20 protein-coding genes and 1 pseudogene are annotated in these 23,408 nt (G+C 70.7%); 7 read left to right on the forward strand and 14 right to left on the reverse strand.

Annotation, left to right across the window (positions count from 1 at the left end):
* Positions 1-123: 123 nt before the first annotated feature.
* Positions 124-513 carry a DUF3052 domain-containing protein gene (locus ACILSK_RS19050; RefSeq protein WP_395728754.1) on the reverse strand — a complete coding sequence of 130 codons (390 nt, stop codon included), beginning with the start codon at positions 511-513 and terminating at the stop codon, positions 124-126.
* Positions 514-632: 119 nt separating this feature from the next.
* Here ACILSK_RS19050 and ACILSK_RS19055 point away from each other — a divergent pair, with 119 nt between their 5' ends.
* On the forward strand, positions 633-1,808 hold the full coding sequence (locus tag ACILSK_RS19055; RefSeq protein WP_395728755.1) for a thiolase family protein: 1,176 nt from the start codon (positions 633-635) through the stop codon (positions 1,806-1,808).
* Positions 1,809-1,818: 10 nt separating this feature from the next.
* Here the strand turns inward: ACILSK_RS19055 and ACILSK_RS19060 are convergent, their stop codons facing one another.
* Entirely contained in the window at positions 1,819-4,047 is a 2,229-nt protein-coding gene (locus ACILSK_RS19060) for a protein kinase domain-containing protein (RefSeq protein WP_395728756.1), read from the reverse strand.
* Positions 4,048-4,306: 259 nt separating this feature from the next.
* On the reverse strand, positions 4,307-4,948 hold the full coding sequence (locus ACILSK_RS19065) for a hypothetical protein (RefSeq protein ID WP_395728757.1): 642 nt from the start codon (positions 4,946-4,948) through the stop codon (positions 4,307-4,309).
* Positions 4,949-5,121: 173 nt separating this feature from the next.
* Here ACILSK_RS19065 and ACILSK_RS19070 point away from each other — a divergent pair, with 173 nt between their 5' ends.
* Positions 5,122-6,891 (forward strand): MFS transporter, encoded by a 1,770-nt coding sequence (locus ACILSK_RS19070; RefSeq protein ID WP_395728758.1) that lies wholly within the window; start codon positions 5,122-5,124, stop codon positions 6,889-6,891.
* A 34-nt stretch (positions 6,892-6,925) separates the two neighbouring features.
* Here the strand turns inward: ACILSK_RS19070 and ACILSK_RS19075 are convergent, their stop codons facing one another.
* From ACILSK_RS19075 to ACILSK_RS19095, 5 genes are read right to left on the reverse strand one after another with little or no spacing between them, the layout of a single operon-like run.
* Complete coding sequence (locus ACILSK_RS19075) at positions 6,926-7,435, reverse strand: GNAT family N-acetyltransferase (protein WP_395728759.1); 510 nt, start codon at positions 7,433-7,435, stop codon at positions 6,926-6,928.
* Complete coding sequence (locus ACILSK_RS19080) at positions 7,435-8,121, reverse strand: TIGR00266 family protein (protein WP_395728760.1); 687 nt, start codon at positions 8,119-8,121, stop codon at positions 7,435-7,437. The genes ACILSK_RS19075 and ACILSK_RS19080 overlap by 1 nt, the downstream gene beginning before the upstream one ends.
* Positions 8,122-8,177: 56 nt before the next feature.
* Complete coding sequence (locus tag ACILSK_RS19085) at positions 8,178-9,599, reverse strand: TetR/AcrR family transcriptional regulator (RefSeq protein WP_395728761.1); 1,422 nt, start codon at positions 9,597-9,599, stop codon at positions 8,178-8,180.
* On the reverse strand, positions 9,584-10,699 hold the full coding sequence (locus tag ACILSK_RS19090) for a 2-oxoacid:ferredoxin oxidoreductase subunit beta (RefSeq protein ID WP_395728762.1): 1,116 nt from the start codon (positions 10,697-10,699) through the stop codon (positions 9,584-9,586). The genes ACILSK_RS19085 and ACILSK_RS19090 overlap by 16 nt, the downstream gene beginning before the upstream one ends.
* Positions 10,696-12,756: a 2-oxoacid:acceptor oxidoreductase subunit alpha gene (locus ACILSK_RS19095; protein ID WP_395728763.1), complete on the reverse strand. Its 2,061-nt coding sequence runs from the start codon at positions 12,754-12,756 to the stop codon at positions 10,696-10,698. The genes ACILSK_RS19090 and ACILSK_RS19095 overlap by 4 nt, the downstream gene beginning before the upstream one ends.
* 397 nt (positions 12,757-13,153) lie before the next feature.
* Here ACILSK_RS19095 and ACILSK_RS19100 point away from each other — a divergent pair, with 397 nt between their 5' ends.
* Positions 13,154-14,449 (forward strand): hypothetical protein, encoded by a 1,296-nt coding sequence (locus ACILSK_RS19100; RefSeq protein WP_395728764.1) that lies wholly within the window; start codon positions 13,154-13,156, stop codon positions 14,447-14,449.
* Positions 14,450-14,976: 527 nt separating this feature from the next.
* On the opposite strand, the gene ACILSK_RS19105 is transcribed toward ACILSK_RS19100, so the two are convergent.
* From ACILSK_RS19105 to ACILSK_RS19125, 5 genes are all read right to left on the reverse strand, one after another.
* Positions 14,977-16,167, reverse strand: a complete 1,191-nt coding sequence (locus ACILSK_RS19105; protein ID WP_395728765.1) for a CapA family protein — start codon at positions 16,165-16,167, stop codon at positions 14,977-14,979.
* A 210-nt stretch (positions 16,168-16,377) separates the two neighbouring features.
* Positions 16,378-18,051: a glycosyltransferase family 87 protein gene (locus tag ACILSK_RS19110; protein WP_395728766.1), complete on the reverse strand. Its 1,674-nt coding sequence runs from the start codon at positions 18,049-18,051 to the stop codon at positions 16,378-16,380.
* Positions 18,052-18,102: 51 nt separating this feature from the next.
* Entirely contained in the window at positions 18,103-18,501 is a 399-nt protein-coding gene (locus tag ACILSK_RS19115; RefSeq protein ID WP_395728767.1) for a DUF5318 domain-containing protein, read from the reverse strand.
* A 68-nt stretch (positions 18,502-18,569) separates the two neighbouring features.
* Positions 18,570-18,773, reverse strand: a complete 204-nt coding sequence (locus ACILSK_RS19120; RefSeq protein ID WP_395728768.1) for a hypothetical protein — start codon at positions 18,771-18,773, stop codon at positions 18,570-18,572.
* The gene (locus tag ACILSK_RS19125) at positions 18,770-19,249 is read right to left on the reverse strand and encodes a MarR family winged helix-turn-helix transcriptional regulator (protein ID WP_395728769.1); all 480 of its coding nucleotides are present in this window, start codon (positions 19,247-19,249) and stop codon (positions 18,770-18,772) included. Before ACILSK_RS19125 ends, ACILSK_RS19120 begins: the two co-directional genes overlap by 4 nt.
* A gap of 236 nt (positions 19,250-19,485) precedes the next feature.
* Between ACILSK_RS19125 and ACILSK_RS19130 the strand changes: the two genes are divergently transcribed.
* The 4 genes from ACILSK_RS19130 (at position 19,486) to ACILSK_RS19145 (ending at position 22,876) form a co-directional block, all read left to right on the forward strand.
* Positions 19,486-20,169: a PadR family transcriptional regulator gene (locus tag ACILSK_RS19130; RefSeq protein ID WP_395728778.1), complete on the forward strand. Its 684-nt coding sequence runs from the start codon at positions 19,486-19,488 to the stop codon at positions 20,167-20,169.
* Positions 20,166-21,245: an inositol-3-phosphate synthase gene (locus ACILSK_RS19135; RefSeq protein ID WP_395728770.1), complete on the forward strand. Its 1,080-nt coding sequence runs from the start codon at positions 20,166-20,168 to the stop codon at positions 21,243-21,245. The genes ACILSK_RS19130 and ACILSK_RS19135 overlap by 4 nt, the downstream gene beginning before the upstream one ends.
* A 531-nt stretch (positions 21,246-21,776) precedes the next feature.
* Positions 21,777-22,274, forward strand: coding sequence for a hypothetical protein (locus tag ACILSK_RS19140; protein ID WP_395728771.1), 498 nt, complete (start codon positions 21,777-21,779; stop codon positions 22,272-22,274).
* Positions 22,271-22,876, forward strand: coding sequence for a hypothetical protein (locus tag ACILSK_RS19145; protein WP_395728772.1), 606 nt, complete (start codon positions 22,271-22,273; stop codon positions 22,874-22,876). Before ACILSK_RS19140 ends, ACILSK_RS19145 begins: the two co-directional genes overlap by 4 nt.
* A gap of 91 nt (positions 22,877-22,967) precedes the next feature.
* On the opposite strand, the pseudogene ACILSK_RS19150 reads toward ACILSK_RS19145, so the two are convergent.
* Positions 22,968-23,408, reverse strand: a pseudogene (locus ACILSK_RS19150) (amino acid permease); the annotation flags it as partial.

Consider the following 23,408-nt stretch of genomic DNA (forward strand, 5'->3'; position numbering starts at 1 on the left):
CCCGCACGGGTCACGCGGGCCGGAGCGGAGTCACGCGGGCCGGAGCGGAGTCACGCGGGCCGGACCGGGGTCACGCGGGCCGGCGACGTGGGCAGCAGCACCCGGCGTTTCCAGCCGGGCGAGTCACCGATCGGCGAGCCGGATGACGAACTTCAGCCCGGACCAGGTCTGGTCGATCGCGCACACCTTGACGTCGACCCGGCCGTGGGTCAGGCCGAACTCCCGGACGACGGCGTCACCAAGGTCGGTCACGATCCCCGACGACCGCTTGGGCCAGCACACCCAGATCGCCCCGGCCGTGGTGTGCCGAGCGGCGGCGGCGGCGAACCGGCGGGCCAACGTCGCCCGATCGGGACAGAACAGCAGCACGACGTCGTACGGCTCACGACCGGGCCGCCGGTGGAACGGCGCACCGGGATCGAATCCGTCGGGCGCGCCCAGAACCAGGACACGCGAGTCCGGCCGGATCCCCAGTTTGCGCGGCAGTGGGGTGCCCGAATAGCCGGCCGTCACACCGGAATCCTGGCAGGTCGTGCGGCCGGGCGCGCACGTCCCCGCCCGGCGGCCCCGACCGCGTTCACCGCCGTTCACCCTCTCGTAGAGTGGGGAGAAACGGCAGGTGAGGAGCTCCCATGCGTGACGCGGTGATCGTCGAGGCAGTCCGCACCCCGGTCGGCAAGCGCAACGGTGGCCTGTCCGGCGTGCATCCCGTCGACCTCTCTGCGCACCTTCTGCGCTCGATCGTCGACCGCACGGGCGTCGACCCGGTGCTGGTCGACGACGTCATCTGGGGGTGCGTGAGTCAGGTCGGCGAGCAGACCGCGGACGTCGCCCGGACGGCGGTGCTGGCCGCGGGCTGGCCCGACACGGTGCCCGGGGTGAGCATCGATCGGCAGTGCGGCAGCTCCCAGCAGTCGGTGCACTTCGCTGCGGCCGGGCTGATCGCCGGCCAGTACGACGTGGTGGTCGCGGGCGGGGTCGAGTCGATGTCCCGGGTCCCGATGGGCGCGACGGTGCAGGTGGCCGGCTCGCCGTTCTCCGCCAGCGGGTGGACCGGCCGGTACGGCGAGATCTCCCCGCACCAGGGGGTCGGCGCGGAGATGGTCGCCGAGCGGTGGGGCCTGTCCCGCAGCCGGCTCGACGAGTACAGCCTCGCCTCGCACGAGAAGGCGGCCGCGGCCCAGGATGCCGGATGGTTCGACGACCAGATCGTGCAGGTGCCGGCGGAGCTGACCGGAGGCGAACCGGTGGGGGTCGACGAAGGCGTCCGGCGGGGCGGCAGCCTGGCCGCCATGGGTTCGCTGCGCCCCGCGTTCGCCGCGGACGGGGTGGTCACCGCCGGCAACTCCAGCCAGATCTCCGATGGGGCCGCGGCGCTGCTGATGACCACCTCCGAGAAGGCCCGCGAACTCGGCCTGACGCCGATCGCCCGGGTGCACACCGCCGTGCTTGCCGCGGCCGACCCGGTCATCATGCTCACCGCGCCGATCCCGGCGACCCGAAAGGTACTGCAGCGCAGCGGTGTCCGGCTCGACGAGATCGGGGTGTTCGAGGTCAACGAGGCGTTCGCCGTCGTGCCGCTGGCCTGGCTGGCCGAGCTGGCAGACGGCGACGACGCGGTCGGCAAGGTCGTGAACCCCGGTGGCGGCGCCATCGCCATCGGCCACCCGTTGGGGGCGTCGGGGGCCCGCCTGATGACGGCGATGGTCCATCACCAGCGCGCCTTCGGCATCCGCTACGGCTTGCAGACGATGTGCGAGGGCGGCGGCCAGGCCAACGCCACCATTGTGGAGCTGCTGACCCCGTAACCCCCCGTCGTCATCGGTGACCCCAGGCCGGCGCCCCGTCCGCGTGGCCCGGGCTGCCCACCCCGAGTTCGCGCAGTCCGCCGCCGTCGGCGCCGACCACCCAGATCTCGTTGTCCGTGGTCCCGGCCGCATTCTGGCGATTGCTCTTGAACGCGATCTGCTTTCCGTCCGGGGACCAGATCGGGTCCTGATCCGTGGAGGGCCCGTCGGTGACCATCGTCGGATTGGACCCGTCGGTGCCGACCACCATGATGTGGGCGACCGGTTGGCCACCTGACGTCAGCGCGCGGCGGAAGGCGACCCGCTCACCGTCGGGGGAGAAGACCGGATCGGCATCCGAGGACCCGTCGGCCGGCGGGACCAGGGGAATCGGGTCGGCTCCGGAGCCAACCCCTTGGATGTAGATGGCCCCGGGGTCCTGCGCGGAGGCCGCACCCCAATAGACCACCTGCCGGCCGTCCGCCGAGAACGCCAGGTCGTCGACGACGGGAAAGGCGGTGTCGATCGACCCCGCAACGGTTCCGGTGTCCACCGAGACGAGGTGCACCTGCACAGTTCCATCGCCCGAGAGGCACGGCAAAGCGATCTGGGTGGGCTCGGCCGGGTTCCACGCCGGTCGGAAGAAGGTCGTGCAGTCGTTCGGCAGCGCCGTCAACAGCTCGCGCTGCCCGCTCCCGTCGACCGCCGCGGTCAGCAGTTTCGGACCATCCGCGCCGCCCGCCTGGACGAAGATCATCGACCCCCGGTCCGGAGACAGGATCGGATAGGCCGGACCCACCCCGCTGTTGGTGAGCTGAGCGCCGACGGCGCCGCTCCCGGCGTCGACCAGATAGAGGTTGGTCGCCCCGTCGACCACCCGGGACGAGACCAACACCTGTTCGGGCAGCGGGGTCGAGTGCGGCAGTCCCGGCACCGGGCCCGGTGTGCTTTCCGCCGCCGACGGCGACCCGTTCGTGGACGAGACCGCCGGACTTGTCACCGCCGCCGGCCCCGCCGTTCCGGGTACTCCACGCCCGGACAGGGCGGCCCAGAGGACCACGGAGATCAGCCCGAGCAGTGCGACGCCCAGCGCGGCGATGATGAGGCGGTTGGCTCGCCGCCGCCCCACCGGCCGGCCCGAATCCGGATCTTTGGTCGCCGCCGGTTGCGGCGATGCCGTCCCCGCCGTCGGCGGTGGGCCGCCGGACCCGACCGGCGTGGGGCCGTGCGCGTCCTCACCCGGTGTCGACAGCGGGCGAACCGTCGACGACCAGGCCGGTGGCGCAAGCTCACCCGGTCGCGTTGATCCGGTTGGGGATGCCGGAACCGGACGCTCGGTGACCGTGGTCGCCAGGTCCGGCCCGGCGAGCGGCCCCGCGGGCGTGGCCGGGGCGGCCGGATCGGTCAGCGCGGCCTGCGCGGCCCGCGCCAGCGCCCGGCAGGTCGGGTACCGGTCGTCCGCCTCCTTCGCCATCGCGGTGGCGACGACCGTGTCGAATGCGGCAGGCAGGCCCGGGACCATGCTCGACGGGGCTCGGGCGGGGCTGTTGAGGTGGCCGTACACCCGGGTGGCGATCGAGTCGCCCGGAAAGGGCACGGTGCCGGTCAGCAGCTTGAACAGGACGCAGCCCAACGCGTAGATGTCGGTGCGGTGGTCGAGCGTCTGCCCCTTGATCTGTTCGGGGGATGCATAGTCGAGGGTGGCCACCACGCTGCCCGTGCTGGTGAGTGAGGCGATCCGGTCGGCCGCGGCGCCGATAGCCTTGGCCACCCCGAAGTCGGACAGGAAGACCTGCTCGGACTCGTCGTCATCGTCGGCGCCGGGAGCCAGCAGGATGTTCGCCGGCTTGACGTCCCGATGCAGCAGCTCGTGCCGGTGGGCGAAGTCGAGCGCCGACGCGACCCGGCCGACGATGCGCACCGCGCGCTCGGCCGGCATGCCGGCCGGGTACTCGCCGAGAGCCTTCTCGGCGTTGGTGCCGTCGATGAACCGCATGCTGATCCACAGCTGCCCGTCGGCCGATCCGCGGTCGTACACGGCGACGATGTTCGGATGGTCGAGCTGGGCCACCATGTCCGCCTCGCGCTCGAATCGGCCGACGAACGCCGGGTCGTCGCACAATTCGGACCGCAACAGCTTCAGCGCGTCGAACCGCGGCAGCCGTGGGTGCCGGGCAAGGTACACCGAACCCATGCCGCCGGCGCCCAGCTCGCGCTCGATGGTGTAGCCGGCGAAGAGCTCACCCGGCCGCAGCGACATGCTCGGCATTCTGCCAGGAGTCGATCATCAAACCGGTCAACCGGCGACAACTCCGCCATGACCGGCCCGGCCGACAGCAGATGACGACGCACCTCGCCGACGAATCCGTGTGCCTGGTCGCGGCGATCCGCTCGGGCGTGTCGCGAGGCCGCCCGTCGATTCCATCACGCCGCCGGCCACCCGGGGTCGGGCCGCGGGACCCGTACCGGGACCCGCAGCCCGCCAGGATCGCCCCGCCCGCGGCCACCGGCGGAGCCGATCAGGAACCGCCGAAGACCTTCTGGCAGGCCGGAATCTGCTGCACCGCCGCCGTCAGCGCCGGCGTGAGCTGCATCTGGGCGATCGGTGTGTCCTGCGCCGCAGCCTGGAGATCCTTGGCGATCTGCTGCTGCCCGGCGGTGTCGCCGTCCTTGATCTCGAGCACCTTGTTGCCCAGGTCGGTGAACGCGGTCGCGGCGACCTGGAACCCGCTCTGAGTGTTCTCGGCCAACACGTCCCCGCCGTCGAAGGTGGGGGGCGGCAGCGTGCCCAGCGTCTCGCCGGTGCTCCGGAACGCCTCCCCGGCGGCGATCATCGCGTCGCTGACCTCCTGTTGGGTCGACGCATTCGTCAGGTCGCCCAACGGGGCCATGCCGGTGCACAGCGCCGAGAACCAGGCCGTCGACTGCTCGTCGAGGCTGGTGGCGTCACCGCCGACCGTCGTCGTCGCGACCGGTCGGCTGGCCTCGAACGAGGACTCGGCGGTCGCCGAGCTCGTGGTGGACGACGCGGTGGACGAGCTCGCGGTGGACGAGCTCGCGGTGGACGTCGTCCCCGACGAGCTCGATCCGGAACTACAGCCGGCCAGCACGACCATCGATGCCAGGACCGCACCGACGGCCCACCCCCTGCGAATCGTCACGACGATCTTCCCCCTCTTGCCGACGTCATACGCGCAAAGCCACCCACGGTGGCCGCGGGATCACCCTACGTCGGTGACCCCCCGGGGTTCGACGGATGCCCGCGGCCCGGCAACCCGGGTAGGCTTCGTTAGCGAGAATAACTAGTTCGGCCTTTCCCTACCCGGAGTGCCCCATGGCCCGTACCCAGTTCCTCCCGCAGGACCATCCCCACTACAAGTGGGTGGCCCTGTCGAACACGACCCTCGGCATGTTGATGGCGACCGTGAACGCCTCGATCGTGATCATCTCGCTCCCCGCGATCTTCACCGGAATCCGGCTGGACCCGCTCCAGGCCGGCAACGTCAGCTACCTGCTCTGGATGCTGATGGGCTACCTGCTGGTCACCGCGGTCCTGGTGGTGACGTTCGGCCGGCTGGGCGACATGTACGGCCGGGTGAAGATCTACAACCTCGGGTTCGTGGTGTTCACCGTCGGCGCGATCGCGCTGTCCCTCGATCCGACGACCGGCGGGCCAGCGGCACTGTGGCTGATCGGCTGGCGCATCGTCCAGGGGGTGGGCGGCGCGATGCTGTTCGCGAACTCCACGGCGATCATCACCGATGCGTTTCCGGCGCACCGGCGGGGCATGGCGCTGGGCATCAACCAGGTCGCGGCCATCGCCGGCAGCTTCCTCGGCCTGCTGGCCGGTGGCTTCCTGGCCGTCATCGACTGGCGGGCGGTCTTCTGGGTCAGCGTGCCGCTCGGCGTGCTGGGCACGGTCTGGGGCTACCGATCGCTGCACGAGACCGGCACCCGCAACCCCGGCTCACTCGACTGGCCGGGCAATATCACCTTCGCGGTCGGCCTGACCGCCCTGCTCACCGCCATCACCTACGGGATCCAGCCGTACGGCGGGCACCCCACCGGGTGGACGAATCCGTGGGTGATCGGGGGCATCGTCGGGGGGCTGGCCTTGCTCGGCCTGTTCGTACTCATCGAGCTCCGCTCCCGGGCACCCATGCTGGACATGCGGCTCTTCCGCATCCGCGCCTTCGCGATGGGAAACCTGGCCGGGCTGCTCGCCGCGATCGGCCGCGGCGGCCTGCAATTCATGCTGATCATCTGGCTGCAGGGGATCTGGTTGCCGCTGCACGGCTTCGCCTACGAGGACACCCCGCTCTGGGCCGGCATCTACATGCTGCCCATCACGGTCGGGTTCCTCATCGCCGGACCGATCTGCGGCACCCTGTCCGACCGGTACGGCGCGCGCGGCTTCGCCTCCGCCGGCCTGCTGCTGGTCGCGGCCACGTTCGTGGGCTTGATGATCCTGCCGGTCGACTTTCCCTACTGGGCGTTCGCGGTGATCACCCTGCTGTCCGGGATCGGCTCCGGCATGTTCAGCGCCCCGAACCGGTCGGCGATCATGAGCAGCGTCCCGGCCAACGAACGCGGCGCCGCCTCCGGCGTCGCCGGAACCGTGCTCAACGCCGGGTCGTCGCTGTCCATCGGAATCTTCTTCTCGCTGATGGTGGCCGGTCTCGCGGCGAGCCTGCCGCAGACCCTGCACGACGGGCTCACCGCCCACGGCGTGCCAGCCGCCGTGGCCGACCAGGTCGCCGCTCTGCCCCCGGTGGGCAGCCTGTTCGCCGCGTTCCTCGGCTACAACCCGATCCAGAGCCTGCTGGCCCCGACCGGCGTGCTGAGCACACTGCCGCCGGCGGACGCGGCCACGCTGACCGGCCAGGAGTTCTTCCCGCAGTTGATCTCCGGGCCGTTCCACCAGGGTCTGGTCATCGTGTTCGGGGTCGCCGCCGCGCTGTCGGTGGTCGGCGCGTTGGCATCGCTCGTTCGCGGGGGGCGTTACGTGCACGACGACGACGCTCCGGCCCGGGATCGCGAGCCGAGCGGGGCGACTCCGGACGGTTCGGCGCTGGGTTCGGCCGCCGTCGGGCACCGTTCGTAGGACCGGGCCAGGCGGCACCGGCGATCCGGGAGGGTCAGCTCGGCCCGAGCCGTTTGAGGTACCGAGCGTGGTGGCCCGAGGTCTCCTCGTAGCCACGGGCCGGATAGAACAGGTGCGCCTCCTCGCGGAACCGGCCGGAGGTCAACTCGATCTGGTCACAGCCCCACCCCCGGGCGTGCCGCTCGGCCGCGCCCACCAGGGCGCTCGCCATGCCACGACGTCGATGGTTCCGGCCGACGACCAGGCCGACCAGCCGGGCACCGCAACCCGGACGGGACAGGTGCGGCACCGCCGACACCGCGGCCATTCCCGCCAGCACATCGCCGACCTCGGCGACCAGGATCACCCGATCGTCGTGCCGCGCCCAGGCGTCGAGCACCGCTTCGACGACGGCGGCGGTGGCCGGGTGATCCCATTCGGCGTACAGGGGGACCAGCGCCAGCGCATCGGCCCGGCGCGCACCGCGGATCACGACGTCCGCACCGGGCAGGTCTCTCCGGCCGGGCGCGCCCGGAGCCGGTTCGGGGCCGTCGGGCGCGGTCATCAGGACCGGGTGAACGGCAGCACCTGGGTCAGCCAGTCGACCAGGGCTCCGGGGTTGCGGCTCTGCGTCCAGACCCGACCAGGCCCGTTGATGTCCATGACGAAACCCTCACCGGTCTTGCCGGTCTGGATCCAACCCTTGGCCACCTTGCGCAGCTGGACCTGCATGCCGGCGTCGTACGCGACCAGGTGACCGGTGTCGATGGTGAAGCCCTGCCCGGGCCCGAGTTCGATCAGGTCAAGCGCACCGAAGGTGCCGGCCACCACCTTGCCCTGCCCCGTGCAGTGCACGACGAAGCCGCCCTCACCGCCGAACAGCAGCTTGGCCCCGCCCCACTTGGTGTCCAGGGTGACACCCATCTCGCTGGCCAGCCAGGAGCCCTTGGTCAGCACCAGCGGCCGGTCCGGACGGCAGTCGATGACGGTCGCGTCGCCGGGCAGCCGCGCGGCGATGTCCACCCAGGTCGGCGACTGGGGATGCCCGCTGAAGGTGCTGACGAAGAACGATTCGCCACCCAGCGCCGATCGCTTGAGCGAGGCCATGAAACCGCCCTGCATCTGCGACGACACGGTGACGCCGAACGACTGCATGACCATGACCCCGGCCTCGCCGAGGAACTGCTCCCCGGGGGCCAGGTGCAGCCGGACGACGGCGAACGACGGGCTGTGACGCAGCTCGACCTGCATGGCTGAACCTCCGCGCACGATTCCGCGGCCGCGGTGCCGGCCGCCTCCAGGTCACCTTAGGGAATGGGCTTCATCGACGGTGGCGCGTCACCCCGGCTCGCACCCAGGCCGGCCCGCAACAGTTGCGCCACGAAATCGGCGGCGTCCGACCGCGGCAGGATGGCCAGCTGGGCGGACAGCACGAAGGGCACATCCGTGATCACCGCGCGCAGGGCGACCCCCAACGCCACCGGGTCCGCCGGCGGCTCCGGACACAGTCCCATCAGATCCGCGACGACCGCGTCGAGCGCCTGATCCCGCTGAGCGCTCAGCTGTTCCAGACCGGGACCGCCGACCTCGTGCTGCCACACGTAGAGCACGCTGCCGTGCCGGTCGATCACCGTCATCCAACCGTCGACCCACCGGTCGATCACCTCGCCGGGGGGCTCGCCGACCGGCGGGCGACAGCGCTGCGCCGTGACGGCGGCCGTCGCGTCGCGGGCCAGGGTGCCGAACAACGCCTCCCGATCGGCCCAGTAGGTGTACACGCTGCCGTGGCTCACCCCGGCCCGGGCGGCGACGTCGTTCAGGCTGGTGCCCCGGTAGCCATTCACCCGGAACCGCTCGGCGGCGGCCAGCAGGATGCGTTGGACGGTACCGACGCCGCGGGGAGTGACCGGCCGGCGGAGCCCGAGCTCGTCCCCGAGCGGGATCGTCGGCAGGTGGTAGTCGGCGAGCGGCTTGTCGGGTTCGGGCCCGACCGCCTCGGCGGCCGGCGCGAACAGGAACGCGTGCAGCATTGTGGCCAGCGCGGCGGCGAGAGCCTGCCGGCCCACCGGTCGACCGCTTCGGTCGTTGAGCAGGGCACTCCACTGGATGACGGAAATGATGCCGACCGGAACGACGGACAGCGCCGGCGGATGGACTCGCGCCCGGACCAGCCGGTCCAGGATGGTCGTCTGGTAGCGCTGGAAGTTCTCCTGGCCCAGGACCGCCAGCTCGGGATCGGAGAACTGGATCTGCGACCAGCCCAGGAACGTGCCGGCGTGGTGCTCGATCATCTCCATGAACTGGACGATCCAGTCACGCAGGGCGCGCCGGCCGGTGTCATCGTCGGTGAGCAACGGGAATTGCTCGGTCACCCGACCCAGCTCGTCTCCGACCTCCCGCAGGAAGATTTCGAAGATCTCGAACTTTCCCGAGAAGTACTGGTAGACGGCCGCCCCCGACCGGTTGGTCGCCTCACCGATCGATTCCACCGTGGTGGCCTGGTAGCCGTACCTGGCAAACAGTTCGCGGGCCGCCTCGACGATCTCGGCCCGGGCCCGCACCCCGTGCGCGGCCAGCAGCGGATTGCGGCCGTAGGGCGGGCGGCGCTGCGGGCCGACCGACGGTTCGCGAGCCTGTTCCGGCACCGTCGGACGCGGCCGGTCGACCTCGTCCGTCGTCAACGGTTCGAGGTCGTCCGGCCCGGGCTGACCGCTCAGCGCACGGTCCACGTGTCCCTGCCGGCCAGCAGGGTGGCCAGGTCGCCGACCCCGTGCGCGGCGATCGCGGTGTCGATCTGAGCCCGCATCGCCGAATCGTAGGTGCCCCGGGCGACATCCCGGAACACTCCGATCGGGGTGTTGTCCAGGTTGTCGGCCCGGGACAACCGGGACAGCGCGAACGCCATCGACGGGTCCTCGTCGTGGGCGTCGTGCACCAGCAGCGCGTCCTCGCCGACCTGGTCGACGTCGACCACTTCCAGTCGACCGCGCCGATTGCGGATCACGCCGCGGTGGCCACCGATGCCGAAGCGGATCGGTTTGCCGTGCTCGAGCCGGATCGTCACCTCGTCCTTGCTGGTCGAGTCCTTGAGCGTCTCGAACGCGCCGTCGTTGAAGATGTTGCAGTTCTGGTAGATCTCCACCAGCGCCGTGCCGCAGTGCACTGCGGCGGCCTGCAGCACGGAGGTCAGATGCTGCCGGTCCGAATCGATGGTCCGGGCCACGAAGCTCGCCTCCGCGCCCAACGCCACCGACACCGGGTTGAACGGGGTGTCCAGGGAGCCCAGCGGGGTCGACTTGGTCCGCTTGCCGACCTCGGAGGTCGGTGAGTACTGGCCCTTGGTCAGCCCGTAGATCCGGTTGTTGAACAGCAGGATCTTGACGTTCACGTTGCGCCGCAGCGCATGGATCAGGTGGTTGCCCCCGATGGACAGGGCGTCCCCGTCACCGGTGACGATCCAGACCGACAGGTCGGGGCGGGACGCCGCCAACCCGGTGGCGATGGCCGGGGCCCGGCCGTGGATCGAATGCATGCCGTAGGTGTTCATGTAGTACGGGAACCGGGCGGCGCAGCCGATGCCGGACACGAAGACCACGTTTTCCCGGCGGATGCCCAGCTGGGGCATGAAGCCCTGCACGGCGGCCAGGATGGCGTAGTCCCCGCAGCCGGGGCACCAGCGCACCTCCTGGTCGGACTTGAAGTCCTTGGCCGACAGTGCGCTGTCGGCCTTCGGGATGAGCTTGAGCGCGGGTGCGCCGGCCAGCGACACCGCCGGCGCGCGACCGCGGGCCGGACGGACCGGCCGTTCGGTCGGGGTGGTCTCGGTCATCGCGATCCTCCGTTCGTGCTGGCGGCCATGGACCGGTCGGCCGGTTCCCCGGCCGGTGGTTCGCCGGCCGGTTGTTCGCCGACCGATTGTTCGCCGACCGGCGGCGCGGCCGATCCGGCCGGATCCTCGTCACCGACCCGGATCGAGGGCACCGTCAGGGGCCCGCCGTACCGACCGGCGCTGCCGACCGCGGTCCGGACGGCGGTCCCGTCGATGACCGAGCGGATCGCCCCGACCAGGTCGTCGACCCGGAACGGCAATCCCCGCACCTGATTGACCCCGATCGCGTCGACCAGAAACAGCCCGCGGACCAGCAGCGCGAGCTGGCCCAGGTTCATCTCCGGAATCACCACCCGGCGGTAGCGGCGCAACACCTCCTCGGTGTTGGCCGGCATGGGGTTGACGTAGCGCAAGTGGGCATGCGCCACCGCGACCCCCTGCCCGCGCAGGGCGCGCACGGCCCCGGTGACCGGACCGAACGTCGAACCCCACCCGAACACCAGCACCTCGGCGTCTCCGGTGGGATCGTCCACCGTCAGTGGCGGCACCTCGATCCCGGCGACCTTCGCCGCCCGGGTGCGCACCATGTGGTCATGGTTGGCCGGGTCGTAGGAGATGTCACCGGTGCCGTCCTTCTTCTCGATGCCCCCGATGCGGTGCTCCAGGCCCGGCGTACCGGGGATCGCCCACGGCCGGGCCAGCGTCTGCGGATCCCGCAGGTAGGGCCGGAAGTGCTCGCCGTCGTTAGGCGCGGTGGCGAACTCGACCTGCAGGTCGGGCAGCGACGCCACGTCCGGGATCAGCCACGGCTCGGACCCGTTGGCCAGGTAGCCGTCGGACAGCAGGAAGACCGGAGTCCGGTAGGTCAGCGCGATCCGGGCGGCCTCCAGCGCGGCGTCGAAACAGTCCGACGGGGACTGCGCGGCCACCACCGGCACCGGCGCCTCGCCGTTGCGGCCGAACATGACCTGCAGCAGGTCGGCCTGCTCGGTCTTCGTGGGCAGACCGGTGGACGGGCCGCCCCGCTGCACGTCGACGACGATCAGCGGCAGCTCCAGCGCGACGGCCAGCCCGATCGTCTCGGCCTTGAGCGCGACGCCCGGCCCCGATGTCGTCGTCACGCCGAGGCTGCCGCCGTAGGAGGCCCCGAGCGCGGCCGCCACCCCGGCGATCTCGTCCTCGGCCTGGAACGTCCGCACGCCGAAGTGCTTGAGGGCGGACAGCTCGTGCAGGATGTCCGACGCCGGGGTGATCGGGTACGACCCGAGGAACAGGGGCAGATGCGACCGCTCGGCCGCCGCGACCAACCCGAGGGCAAGCGCCTGGTTGCCGCGAATGGTCCGGTACCGGCCGGGCGGCAGGCTCGCCGGTTTGACCTCGAAGTGCACCGCGAAGCCCTCGGTGGTCTCGCCGTAGGACCAACCGGCCTCCAACGCGACCAGATTCGCCCGGAGGACCTCCCGACGGCCGGCGAACTTGGTTTCCAGGAACCGGCGGGTGCCCTCGAGGGGGCGGTGGTAGAGCCAGGACAGGAGCCCGAGGGCGAACATGTTCTTGGCCCGCTCGGCGTCCTTGCGGCTGACACCGACCTTGGCCACCGCGTCCACCGTCAGGGAGGTGAGCTTCACCGGGTGCACCAGATAGTCGGCCAGGCTGCCGTCCTCGACCGGGCTCGCCGCGTACCCGACCTTGGCCAGATTCCGCTTGGTGAACTCGTCGGTGTCGACGATGATCGTGCCGCCCTTGGGCAGGTCGGCCAGGTTGGCCTTCAACGCCGCCGGGTTCATCGCGACCAGCACGGTCGGCGCGTCGCCGGGGGTCACCACGCTGTGATCGGCGAAGTGCAGCTGGAACGCGGACACGCCGGGCAGCGTGCCGGCCGGCGCCCGGATCTCCGCCGGGAAGTCCGGCAGGGTGGACAGGCTGTTGCCGAAGGCCGCGGTCTCGGTGGTGAACCGGTCGCCGGTGAGCTGCATGCCGTCGCCCGAATCGCCGGCGAAGCGAATGATCACCTCGGACAGGTTCTTGACCGGCTTGGTCGCCGTCTTGTTCGTCATAGGCACATCTCCTGGGTCAGCTCCTCAGCTGCGTACTCGACCACAGCCCACTGACCGGCATCAACCACGCAGACCCGACGTCGGCGGCGACGGCGGGCGGCAATCCACTCCAGCGATTGCCACTGCACAGGATGTCACCATTCCTGCGCAGGCGTGTGCGCGCCTCATCCTGTCCTGCGACGGCACGGCCGCGTCGGGCCGGCCGCCGGCCCCCTCCAGGCGCTCGACCTGCCACTTTCGGCCCTGGACCGGGTGGCGAGTGGGCCGAGGGTGGAAAGCCGACGGGTGCCACGGCGGTGTGCGCCACCCGGATGCTCGGCACCCGGACGCTCGACGTGGGTTCGGCCGGGCGGCGGGGCGGCGGCCGCTGTCGGTGCCCGCACCTACGCTCAGCCCCGTGCCGACCCGACCACCGGATGCTGCCGCCGCCGAGCCGACCCTGTCGGACGGCCAGAAGCTGATCGAGCTCATCCTCGGGTCGGAGGACTGGATCCACCGGCAGGTCGAGCGGGTGGATCTGCGGCCGACCGGGGACACCATCCACAACATCTCGATGGATCTGACCGTCCCGGTCGAGCTCGCGCTGGCCGGTTCCCGGAACGCCGTGCTGGTGCCGGTCACCTTGCTGCAGAAGGGCCCGCTGAGCTGCTTCTCGGTGGTCGGTCCGGACGAACTGCCGGTCCCGCTCCTGGAGTCCGGGGCCAACAGCCGGCTGTCGGCCATGTTCCTGCGCGCGTTGGCGGCCGCCACGTACGGCTACCGGCCGGCCGACGAGCCGTTCGAGGTCGGCCTGTTCATCGAGGACATCGTGTCGGCCGACCTGCGCCGCGGCCGGCAGGCGACGGAGCGGCTGCGCCGGTTCCTGCACGACCGGGACGACGCCGACGCCGACGTGGACCCGGTGGAGTCGGCCACCTTCTTCTCGATGGTCGAGGTGTTCAGCCGGTGCTTCCTGATGGCGGTGGAGCTCGACGCCGCGCTGCTCGGCCGCAGGTGCGTGGTCAAGTACTCCTACCTCGACACCCGCAACGATCCGCACGACCGGCCGCGCTATGAGATGAGTTGGGATCTCGAGCATTTCGGGGTGGCCGGCAGTTACCATTTCGAGTTCCTGAGCCCGCAGCTGCTCGAGATCGCGTCGGTGACGCTGACCGACGTCACCGGGTCGGAGGTGCACCTGGTGGCGGCCGAGCTGCCCCCGGACGGAGTCAGCACGGCGCACCTCGCGGTGCGTCCGCGCGCCCGGCTGTCCACCGCCGCCGTGGTGGTGGGCCTGGTGCCGCGACGCTACGGGGTGGTCAGCCAGAGTTTCGCGGCAACCTGGCTGGTCGCCGGCATGTTCGCGGTGGTGGTCGTCGGGCGGCACCTGCGCGACGCCTTCCTGCCGGGCGCGATGGTTGCCCCGACCGCGGCCGCGATCCTGTCCGCCGCCGGCGCGATCGCGTTGACCTGGATCGCGCGAACACCGGAGGACCGGATCGTCGCCGCCGTCCTCCGCCGACCACGGCGGCACCTGCTGGGCGCCGGTGCGCTGCTGATCCTTGCGGGCCTGTACATGGCGGTGCCGATCCCTGATCCGATCCGTTCCGTGGGGTGGTGGGCCATGCTGATCGCCGCGTTCGGCGTCGCGACGGCCTCGGCCGTGCACCGTCGGCGGAGCCGATCCGGCCGGTCGGCGAGGCGACTCCGGTAGACCGACCCCGATCTCCGCCGACCGGTCGAGCCGGCAAGGGACCGCCGGCGACCACCGGACGAGGGCGCCGCCGGCGATTCGGCGATGGACGGCCCGGTTTGCTCGGCGCCGACCGAGCCTGCCTCACCGGCCGGGCCGACACCGGGTGATCCGCACCGGTCCGATCCGCCGATCCGGTCGTATGCTGAACACGAACGGCTACCGCGGCGGTCCGGACGAACGGAAGGACGGTGATCCGAATGGGCACCGACGACTCCGACCCGCCGATCGCGGACTCCCTGCAACCGCCGGGTCCGAATGTCGCGCGGTTCGTCTACCGCGGTCGGACCGGGGCGCTTGTCGGTCGAACCTCTGGCATCAAAGACGTCGCCGAGGCCCGGCGAGTGATCGCATCGCTACGCGCCAAGGCCGCTGCGTTGTCCTGATTCTACCGATCCACCCCTTCATTCGTACAAGTGTACAACGCTTCCCGCCGACCGCCCCATCGCCGAGCCCGGCTCGGAGATCGACCGGGCAGTCGAGCGCGTTCAGCGGGGCGGTTCCGCCGCGAGGTCCGCGCACGTCCGGACCCGCTCCCACTGCTGGTCGATGCGATCAGCCACGGCCCCGGTGGCCGGCACCGGGACCCCCGTGTCGTCCAGATGGGCCGGCGCGAATTCGGCGTGGACGACCCGGCGGTCGGCGATCGTCAGGGTGAGCACACCATTGTCGTCCTGCTCGTTGCCGAACGATCGCCACCACAAGTAGTTCGACAGGCCATAGGCGACATACGTGCCGTCGGCCCGCCAGCCGGCGCCCTGCAGCACGTGCGCGTGCGCACCGATCACGGCGGTCGCACCGGCGGTCGCCAGTTGGTCGGCCAGCCGCTGCTGGTCGCCGTCGGGGCAGCTCAGGTACTCGGTGCCCCAGTGCAGGAACACGATCACCGTCTCCCCGGCCTGCGCCGCTGACCGCACGTTCTCGACCAGCTGCGGGTCGTTGGCGGACGCGATGCCCGGAGTCCCGCCGGTTGCCGTCCACACGTTCAGGGTGCGATCGGGCACCTGGCTGGCCGCGAAGATCGTCACCGGGACGCCGCCGACCAGCGCTCGGTAGGGTGCGGCGGCAGCCGCATGATCGGCGCCGAACCCGATCACCGGGAATCCGGATGACCTGATCGCGGCCAGGCTTTCGGCGATGCCGTCGGCCCCGTAGTCGGCGGCGTGATTGTTGGCCATCGACGCCACGTCCACCCCGGCGTCACGCAGGGCTCCGAGGGCGGCCGGCGGGGCGCGGAAGGTGAACGACTTCGGCTCCGGTTGGCCGCCGGTGGCGATGGCCGTCTCGAGGTTGATCATCGTCAGGTCGGCGGCGGCCAGGCCGGGCGCCGCAGCGCCGAACACTGTCGTCGGGTCGGCGGCCAACCGATCGGCCGTCCGCTCGGCGAAGTTGACGTCACCGGCGAACGCGAGGGTGATCGTGCCGGCCGGCCGCTGGGTGGTCGGTGCGGTGCTCATCGTCGAGTTCACGAGGGCCGAGTCGGCAACCGGCGAAGGCGCAACCGGCGAAGCCGTGGCCATCGAGTCCCCCGCCTGGGGATCCACCGAGGTCGGAGCCGCGGGGGCCGCACCGGCCTCCGGGGCGGCTGGGCCCGGCAGCAGCTGAGCGGCGCCGAACCCGATGGTCAGCACGCTGAGCACGGTGATGCTCAGCCGACGCAGCTGACCTCCGTTGGCCATGCCCGGAAGGGTCCCACCGGCGCGACCGGGTCCGGCGGCGGCGCGCGGAGGCCGTCCGGTCGGATTCGCGGGGATCTGGTCCCTCTGCAGCCTTGCCTACCAATAGTGCTCGGCCTCGGCGGACACCGTGGCGTACGGGAACAGCAAATCCGGCTGACCCATGGCTGGCGCCGCGAGGCGCCAACGAGCAGGTCCCCCGACCGGGCCGGTTCAGCGACGGTCGGCGATCGCCTCGTCGGCTCCCACCGCGTCCGCCGTGGTCCCGGCGTCCGCCGCGGTCCCGGCGTCCGCCCGGCGCCGGCGGGCCCACAGCGCCGGCACCGACGGCACGGTGAACCGGTCCGGCGCATCCTCCAGCACGCCACCGGACGGATCGTCGTCGCCGGCGATCCGGACGAGGTCCTTGTCCGGCTGCATGATGTCGCGGATCACGAGGTAGACCAGCACCAGCACCAGCGCGTCCCGGACGAGCGCGGCGTTGATGAACGGGTAGATGGACAGCCCCTTGTTCGCCTCGCCGGCGAAGGACAGCATCAACAGCACCCAGACGATCGCCTCGGATGCCTGCCAGAGCAGCAGCGGCCGCCAGCGGGGCAGCGCCAGCACGGCCAGCGGCAGCAGCCACAGGGAGTACTGCGGCGACCACACCTTGTTGGTGAGCAGGAAGGCGGCGACCACCAGGAAGGCGAGCTGCGCAAATCGGGGACGGCGGTGCACCGACAGCCCGAACCAGCCGATGGCCACGCAGGCCAGGCCGAACAGCACCAGGGACAGCAGGTTGACCAGGCTCGGGCTGGCCGCGCCGGGCGCCTTGTCCCAGATCGACGAGCCGGACAGGGTCGCGTAGATGAAATACCAGGAGTCGTACTCGGGCGGGCGTTCGGAGTTGAGCCGGATGAACTCGTACCAGCCGGCGGGCCAGGCGAGCATCACCGGGACGTTGATGACCAGCCACACCACCGCTGCGGCGACGGCGGTGCGCGTCCACTCCCGCATCTTCCCGGTCCGCAGGCACAGGATCAGCAGCGGGCCCAGCAGCAGCACCGGGTACAGCTTGGCCGCGGTGCCGAGCCCGAACCACACCCCGGCCAGGGCCGGCTTCTTGCGCACCCAGGCCAGCATCGCCGCAGCGGTCAGCGCGATCGGGAGCAGGTCCCAATTGGTGAACGCGTGCACGATCAGCAGCGGCGCCAGGCACATGATCGCGGTGTCCCAGATCCGCCGGCGGGCGATCCTGGCGGTGCTGGAGACGGCCCACAGGTACAGCAGGCCGAGCGCGATGGCGCCGATGGTGAAGTAGGCGCCGACGTCCAGGGGGACCGGCAGCACGCCCGACGCCTGCGCGATCGCGGAGTAACCGTGCGACACCCCGGAGATCAGATACATCCAGAACCCGGTCAGCACCGGGTACTCCATGTACCGGACCTCGCCGTTGTCCAGCCAGCTGGTCTTGTACGGCAGCGCGCCGACGTCCAACTCGTGGCTGCCGTACAGCGGGACGACGTCGGTGTAGCAGGCGGTGATCCAGGGCCGCTGACCACCCTGGTCGAGGTTGCCGTCGGCTCCGGTCTGGATGCACGCGGCCTTGAACAGCCACCCGCAGATCAGGATCGCGATCGCCATCAGGATGCAGACCCGCAGCGGGGTGATGATCCGGTTCCGGCCGACTTGAGCGTGCCGACCCATCGGCCCGCCGATCAGATCGGCGGCTCGCCGCGCGGACGGGTCGGTCCAGGTCGGGATGACCCGTTCGGTGGGCGTCAGGGACGCGGACCGCAGCAGCGCGCCGTCGACGTCCGGCTCGGAGTTCTTGCCGTCGTTCTTGCCATCGTTCTTGCCGTCGACGATCGACCGAGCCGGGTCGTCCGGAGGGGTCGCGGTCACGGCGCGATGCTACTGGTCGAGGCTGTCAACACCGTTCGTCCGCGTCGGTCGCTACTTGACGGCGCGTCGCCGCCGCGGGGCCGGTTCGCCCTTCTTGCCCATCACGAACGAGGCGACGAGGTGGTTCCAGGAACAGGTCCGGCACACCTCGACCTGGTAGACGGAGAACTCCCCAAAGGTCCCGGCCATCGACTCCAGCTCGGACGGCCCGCGAGCGGACCCGGCCAGGTGCTTGATCTCGTCGCCGTAGACCCAGAACACGTGGGTGAGCGGTTCTTTCCGGCACATCGGGCAGCCGACGTCCGTGGCCACACCGTGAAACTTGGCCGCCCGCAACAGGTACGGCGAGGCGTCACAAACGTCGTCGATGCCGGCCCGGCCCGAGCGGACCTCGGCGAGGAGCGCACGACGCTGCAACGCGTAGTCCACCAATCCCCGCTGCGTCCGCACCCGGCCAAGGGTACGCGGGGGTCATCGAGCCCTGCCGGGCGAACCGGGCGTGTGCGCAAGGCCCCCGATCAGCCCTCGGCACCCGCGCCCGGACCGGTCTCGTCGGACCCGGTCCGCCGTGCTGCTTTCCGCTCGGCCGTCCGGTCGTTCATCCGGGCGATGAACCCGAGCCCGGACACGACTGCGACGGACAGCACCATGCCGACGATCAGCAGCACCGTGCCGAGAGTGCCGCCGCCGAAGAGTCCGGATTGCTCCGCTGCTTGGTTCATTGCCCGGCCTCCTGGTGTGCGGGGGTCCGGGTGGCGGCGATCACCCGGGTCAACGAGGCGTGCAGCGCCTGCAGTTCGCTCAGGGGCATGCCGAGTCGTTCCACGACCGCCGGCGGCACCTGAAGCGCCTGCGCGCGCAGGGCCCGGCCCCGGTCGGTGAGTTCGACGGCCAACTGGCGCTCGTCGGTGACGTCCCGTCGACGAACCACCAACTCGGCCGCTTCCAGCCGCTTGAGCAGCGGGGACAATGTTCCCGGGTCGAGTTGAAGCAGTTCGGACAGTCGCTTCACCGACAGCGGGGCGCGCTGCCACAGGGCCAGCATCACCAGGTATTGCGGGTGGGTCAGGCCCATCGGTTCGAGGATCGGCCGGTACAGCGCTACAACGTTGCGCGCAGCCACGACCACCGCGAAGCACACCTGCTGGTCAAGGGCCAGCGGATCCGCGGGCAGGGCAGCGTCCCGGGTCGGGGTCATGGCTGAATGCTACCCCAAGGATTGGTGCACCAATCATTGGTGTGGCATGAATCGCCGGAGATCGGGCAGGAGTCGCGACCGGCGCGCCTCGGGCCGATTCAACGAAGACGCGATGTATCGTGTCGATATAACCGCGCGTTGTAGCGCGGGACGGACTTCGTCAGCCTGACATACCCCGCGCCCGACGCCGCGGAGGCCCGGCCGGCGCGGACGCACGACACGGCAGGGGGTGCACCATCGCCAAGGAGAGCTCTACCGTCTTCGAACTGGCCGTCCTCGGCCTGCTGGCCGAGAACCCCATGCACGGCTACGAGCTGCGCAAGCGGCTCACTGCGACCCTCGGCACCATCCGCGCCTTCAGCTTCGGCTCGCTCTATCCCACGCTGCGCCGGCTGGAGACGGCCGGGCACGTGTCCACCGAGGATCCGGTGGTGGACGCGGACGCCGTACCGCTGTCCTCCCGGCGCTCCCGGGTGACCTACCGGATCACGGCCGATGGCAAGGAACGGCTGGCCGACCTGCTCGGCGACAGCGGTCCGCAGTCCTGGACCGACGACGGTTTCGGCGTGCACCTGGCGTTCTTCTCTCGGACCTCGGCCGAGGCCCGGATGCGGATCCTGGAGGGTCGCCGACGACGGGTCGAGGAGCGGCGCGAGGGTCAACGGTCGGCCGCGGGGCGCGCGCTGGACCGTCTCGACACCTACACCGCCGAGCTGCAACAGCTCGGCCTGGAGTCCTCCGACCGTGAGGTGCGCTGGCTCAACGAGCTCATCGATGCCGAACGGGGCCGGCTGCCGGCGGACGACTCGGCCCGCCCACCCCCGGCGTCCAGCCGGCCCGCAGGTCCCCACCACCCGAACCCAACAGCCTCAACCACCGGAGCACCCGCTCCGGGCGATCATCTGGAGGACAACCAATGAGCACGATCAAAGTGGCCATCGTCGGCGTCGGGAACTGCGCGTCGTCGTTGGTCCAAGGCGTCGATTACTACAAGGACGCGGACCCCCGGTCCACGGTCCCCGGTCTGATGCACGTCCAGTTCGGCGACTACCACGTCCGCGACCTGGAGTTCGTCGCCGCGTTCGACGTCGACGCCAAGAAGGTCGGCTTCGACCTGTCCGAGGCGATCAACTCCAGCGAGAACAACACCATCAAGATCGCCGACGTGCCCCCGACCGGGGTCACCGTGCAGCGGGGCGTCACCCACGACGGCCTGGGTCGCTACTACCGGGAGACCATCACCGAGTCGCCGGCCGAGCCGGTCGACGTCGTTGCCACGCTGCGCGAGGCGCAGGTCGACGTGCTGGTCTGCTACCTGCCCGTCGGTTCCGAGGACGCGGTCCGCTTCTACGCCCAGTGCGCCATCGACGCCGGCTGCGCCTTCGTCAACGCGCTGCCGGTGTTCATCGCCAGCACGCCGGAGTGGGCCGAGAAGTTCCGCGCCGCCGGGCTGCCGATCGTCGGCGACGACATCAAGTCGCAGGTCGGCGCGACCATCACGCACCGCGTGCTGGCCAAGCTGTTCGAGGACCGCGGCGTCATCCTGGACCGCACCATGCAGCTGAACGTCGGCGGCAACATGGACTTCAAGAACATGCTGGAGCGGGACCGGCTGGAGTCCAAGAAGATCTCCAAGACCCAGGCCGTCACCTCGCAGGTCGACCGGGACATGGGCGCGCGCAACGTGCACATCGGGCCGAGCGACTACGTGCCGTGGCTGGACGATCGCAAGTGGGCCTACGTGCGCCTCGAGGGCCGCGCCTTCGGCGACGCCCCGCTGAACCTGGAGTACAAGCTGGAGGTCTGGGACTCGCCGAACTCGGCCGGCGTCATCATCGACGCGGTGCGTGCGGCGAAGATCGCCAAGGACCGCGGCATCGGCGGCCCGATCCTGTCCGCGTCGTCCTACTTCATGAAGTCTCCGCCGGTCCAGTACCCGGACGACCAGGCCCGCGACAACGTGGAGAAGTTCATCACCGGCGAGATCGATTTCTGATCCGCAGCTGAACCGACCGGCCGGCCCCGCCCCGCGATTCGTTCGCCGGGCGGGGCCGGCGCGTTTCCCGTCCCGACGTTCCCGCGGGAACGTCGATGCCATCGGACGCGGCCGCCAGCCGTGTTGCCAGCCGTGCGTCAGTCGTCGCCGTCAGGTCGTTGCCGTCAGGTCGTTGCCGACCGGCGCCGGCCGACTGGAGTGCGACGCTGATCAACTCGGTGGCCACTCGGGCGAGGCTGATCAACACGGCAAGAAGGCCGACATTTCGGTCGCGCCTTGCCGAGTTGAACGCGGTCGGCCCCGCAGGAGCCGTCCGCTCCGGTTGAAACCGGATGCGAGTCGGCGAATCCGCGTCAGGCTGATCAACTCGGCAGCAAGTCCGACATTTCGGACGCCTTCTTGCCGAGATGATCAGCCCTGGCACGGCCGCAAGCCTGCAGCAACGGTGCATTTCGGGCATTTGGGTCGCCGGTGGTTTCGACTGATCAGCCCGACGCGCCGGGAGTTGCTGTGCTGCATCAGAATCGGCCCATGCCGTCGGTGCTGGGGATCGCGGAGAGCGCCTACGTGCCGCGCGGGTGGTTCGGCCGCCTGCGCCCCGCTCGGCGACCCTCCCACACCAGCAACTTTCTCGACTGGGTCATCGACGGGACACCGCTGCTGGCCCGGCTGCAGGCCGCGTCCGACGCGAGCTACCTCAAGCGCGGGTGGACGACCGACCTAAGTCCGGGCCACCCCGACGCACTCGACCAGATCGACCTGCTGCTCGGTGACGGCGTCTCCAGCCTCGGTGACGGGCGGGTCCCCCTGCTCGTGTGCGGGGAATGCTCCGACCTCTGGTGCGGCACCATCAGCACCCGCGTGGAACACACCGACAACGAGGTCAGGTGGCTCGGTCTCGGCTATCAGACCCCACGTCGCGCACCTGACCTGTTCGAGCCGGCGATCGACGTCACCTTCGGCCGTCCGCCCTACGAGAGGGTGCTGGTCGAGCTGCGGATGCGGTTCGCCGCCCCGGCCGACCGGTGACGTCCACGATGGTCGTCCTGGGAGTGGTGGAGGCACCGACCGCTCAGCACGCCCTGGTCAAGGTCGGTCGGCGACGATGGGGCCTCGAACCCGTCACGGACACCTTTCTGGACTGGACGGTCGACCGGGTGCCCGTCCGCCGGCACATGACCGAAGAGGACGACGAGGGTCAGGGTTTCGAACGCGTCACCATGCTGCTCGACTCGGTCCCGCTCGCGCAGGAACAGATCGACCGTCTGCTCGGCCGCGCCTGGCCGGACGCCAAGGATGGTCGAATCGCGCTGCTCGTCTGCGCGGAATGCTTCTCGCTCGGATGCGGCGCGATCACCGCACTGGTGGTGTTCTCCCGGGACACCGTCGAGTGGCGCGACCTGGGCTACGAGTTCCCGTGGGACGACACTCCGACCGTGTTCGAGGACCCCCCGGTGAGCTTCACCTTCGACCGACGGCAGTACGAAGACCTGCTGGCCGAGCTTCGCGCTCGATTCGACCCGTCGGAGGGCGATGGTTCGCCGCCGCCCGGTGGTCCGCCGCCCGGTGGTCCGGCGCCCGGTGGTCCGGCGCCCTCCGAGGGCTCGAACCGACCCGCCCCGCGCGGATGAAGTCGTCAACCCGCGTCACACCCGTGACATTCGGCGCAAGTTCAGCCGCGCCGGCGCAGTTGATCCGCGCGGCACGGGGGCGGAGAGGGCCTCAGTTGCGGGGGCCGGGTTCCTCGACCATCTCGGACCGGTCCCGCCAGCGGCTGGGTGAGATGCCCAGTTTCTTGTTGATCAGCACGGTGACGAAGAACAGCACCACCCCCAGCACCAGCAATGCGCCGGCCACGACGTACTGGGTCGACGACCGTCCGGTCAGCGGGGTCACCAGATACAGGCAGGTGATCATGCCGATGATCGGCAGCACGGTCGGCGCCCGGAAGTATTTGCCGGCCGGCACGTCCCGCCGCAGCACCAGCACGGCCAGGTTGACCACGGTGAACACCCCGAGGAGTAACAGCGCCGTCGTCCCGCCGAGCACCGCGACGACGTCGGCGCTGCCCATCGACACGAACACGATCAACCCGAACGCGAGCAGCGTGGTGAAGACGATCGCCGTCCACGGGGTGCAGCGCTTCGGGTGCACCTTGCCCAG

Origin of the sequence: Nakamurella sp. (assembly GCF_044224575.1) — a bacterium.
Lineage (GTDB): Bacteria > Actinomycetota > Actinomycetes > Mycobacteriales > Nakamurellaceae > Nakamurella.

What these genes read in the sequence shown, in the direction of transcription:
- ACILSK_RS19105 (WP_395728765.1), bottom strand. Translation starts at nt 16,167, where the DNA reads ATGGCCAACGGAGGTCAGCTGCGTCGGCTGAGCATCACCGTGCTCAGC.
- ACILSK_RS19135 (WP_395728770.1), top strand. Translation starts at nt 20,166, where the DNA reads ATGAGCACGATCAAAGTGGCCATCGTCGGCGTCGGGAACTGCGCGTCG.
- ACILSK_RS19095 (WP_395728763.1), bottom strand. Translation starts at nt 12,756, where the DNA reads ATGACGAACAAGACGGCGACCAAGCCGGTCAAGAACCTGTCCGAGGTG.
- ACILSK_RS19090 (WP_395728762.1), bottom strand. Translation starts at nt 10,699, where the DNA reads ATGACCGAGACCACCCCGACCGAACGGCCGGTCCGTCCGGCCCGCGGT.
- ACILSK_RS19125 (WP_395728769.1), bottom strand. Translation starts at nt 19,249, where the DNA reads ATGACCCCGACCCGGGACGCTGCCCTGCCCGCGGATCCGCTGGCCCTT.
- ACILSK_RS19055 (WP_395728755.1), top strand. Translation starts at nt 633, where the DNA reads ATGCGTGACGCGGTGATCGTCGAGGCAGTCCGCACCCCGGTCGGCAAG.
- ACILSK_RS19070 (WP_395728758.1), top strand. Translation starts at nt 5,122, where the DNA reads ATGGCCCGTACCCAGTTCCTCCCGCAGGACCATCCCCACTACAAGTGG.
- ACILSK_RS19060 (WP_395728756.1), bottom strand. Translation starts at nt 4,047, where the DNA reads ATGTCGCTGCGGCCGGGTGAGCTCTTCGCCGGCTACACCATCGAGCGC.
- ACILSK_RS19140 (WP_395728771.1), top strand. Translation starts at nt 21,777, where the DNA reads ATGCCGTCGGTGCTGGGGATCGCGGAGAGCGCCTACGTGCCGCGCGGG.
- ACILSK_RS19120 (WP_395728768.1), bottom strand. Translation starts at nt 18,773, where the DNA reads ATGAACCAAGCAGCGGAGCAATCCGGACTCTTCGGCGGCGGCACTCTC.
- ACILSK_RS19080 (WP_395728760.1), bottom strand. Translation starts at nt 8,121, where the DNA reads ATGCAGGTCGAGCTGCGTCACAGCCCGTCGTTCGCCGTCGTCCGGCTG.
- ACILSK_RS19075 (WP_395728759.1), bottom strand. Translation starts at nt 7,435, where the DNA reads ATGACCGCGCCCGACGGCCCCGAACCGGCTCCGGGCGCGCCCGGCCGG.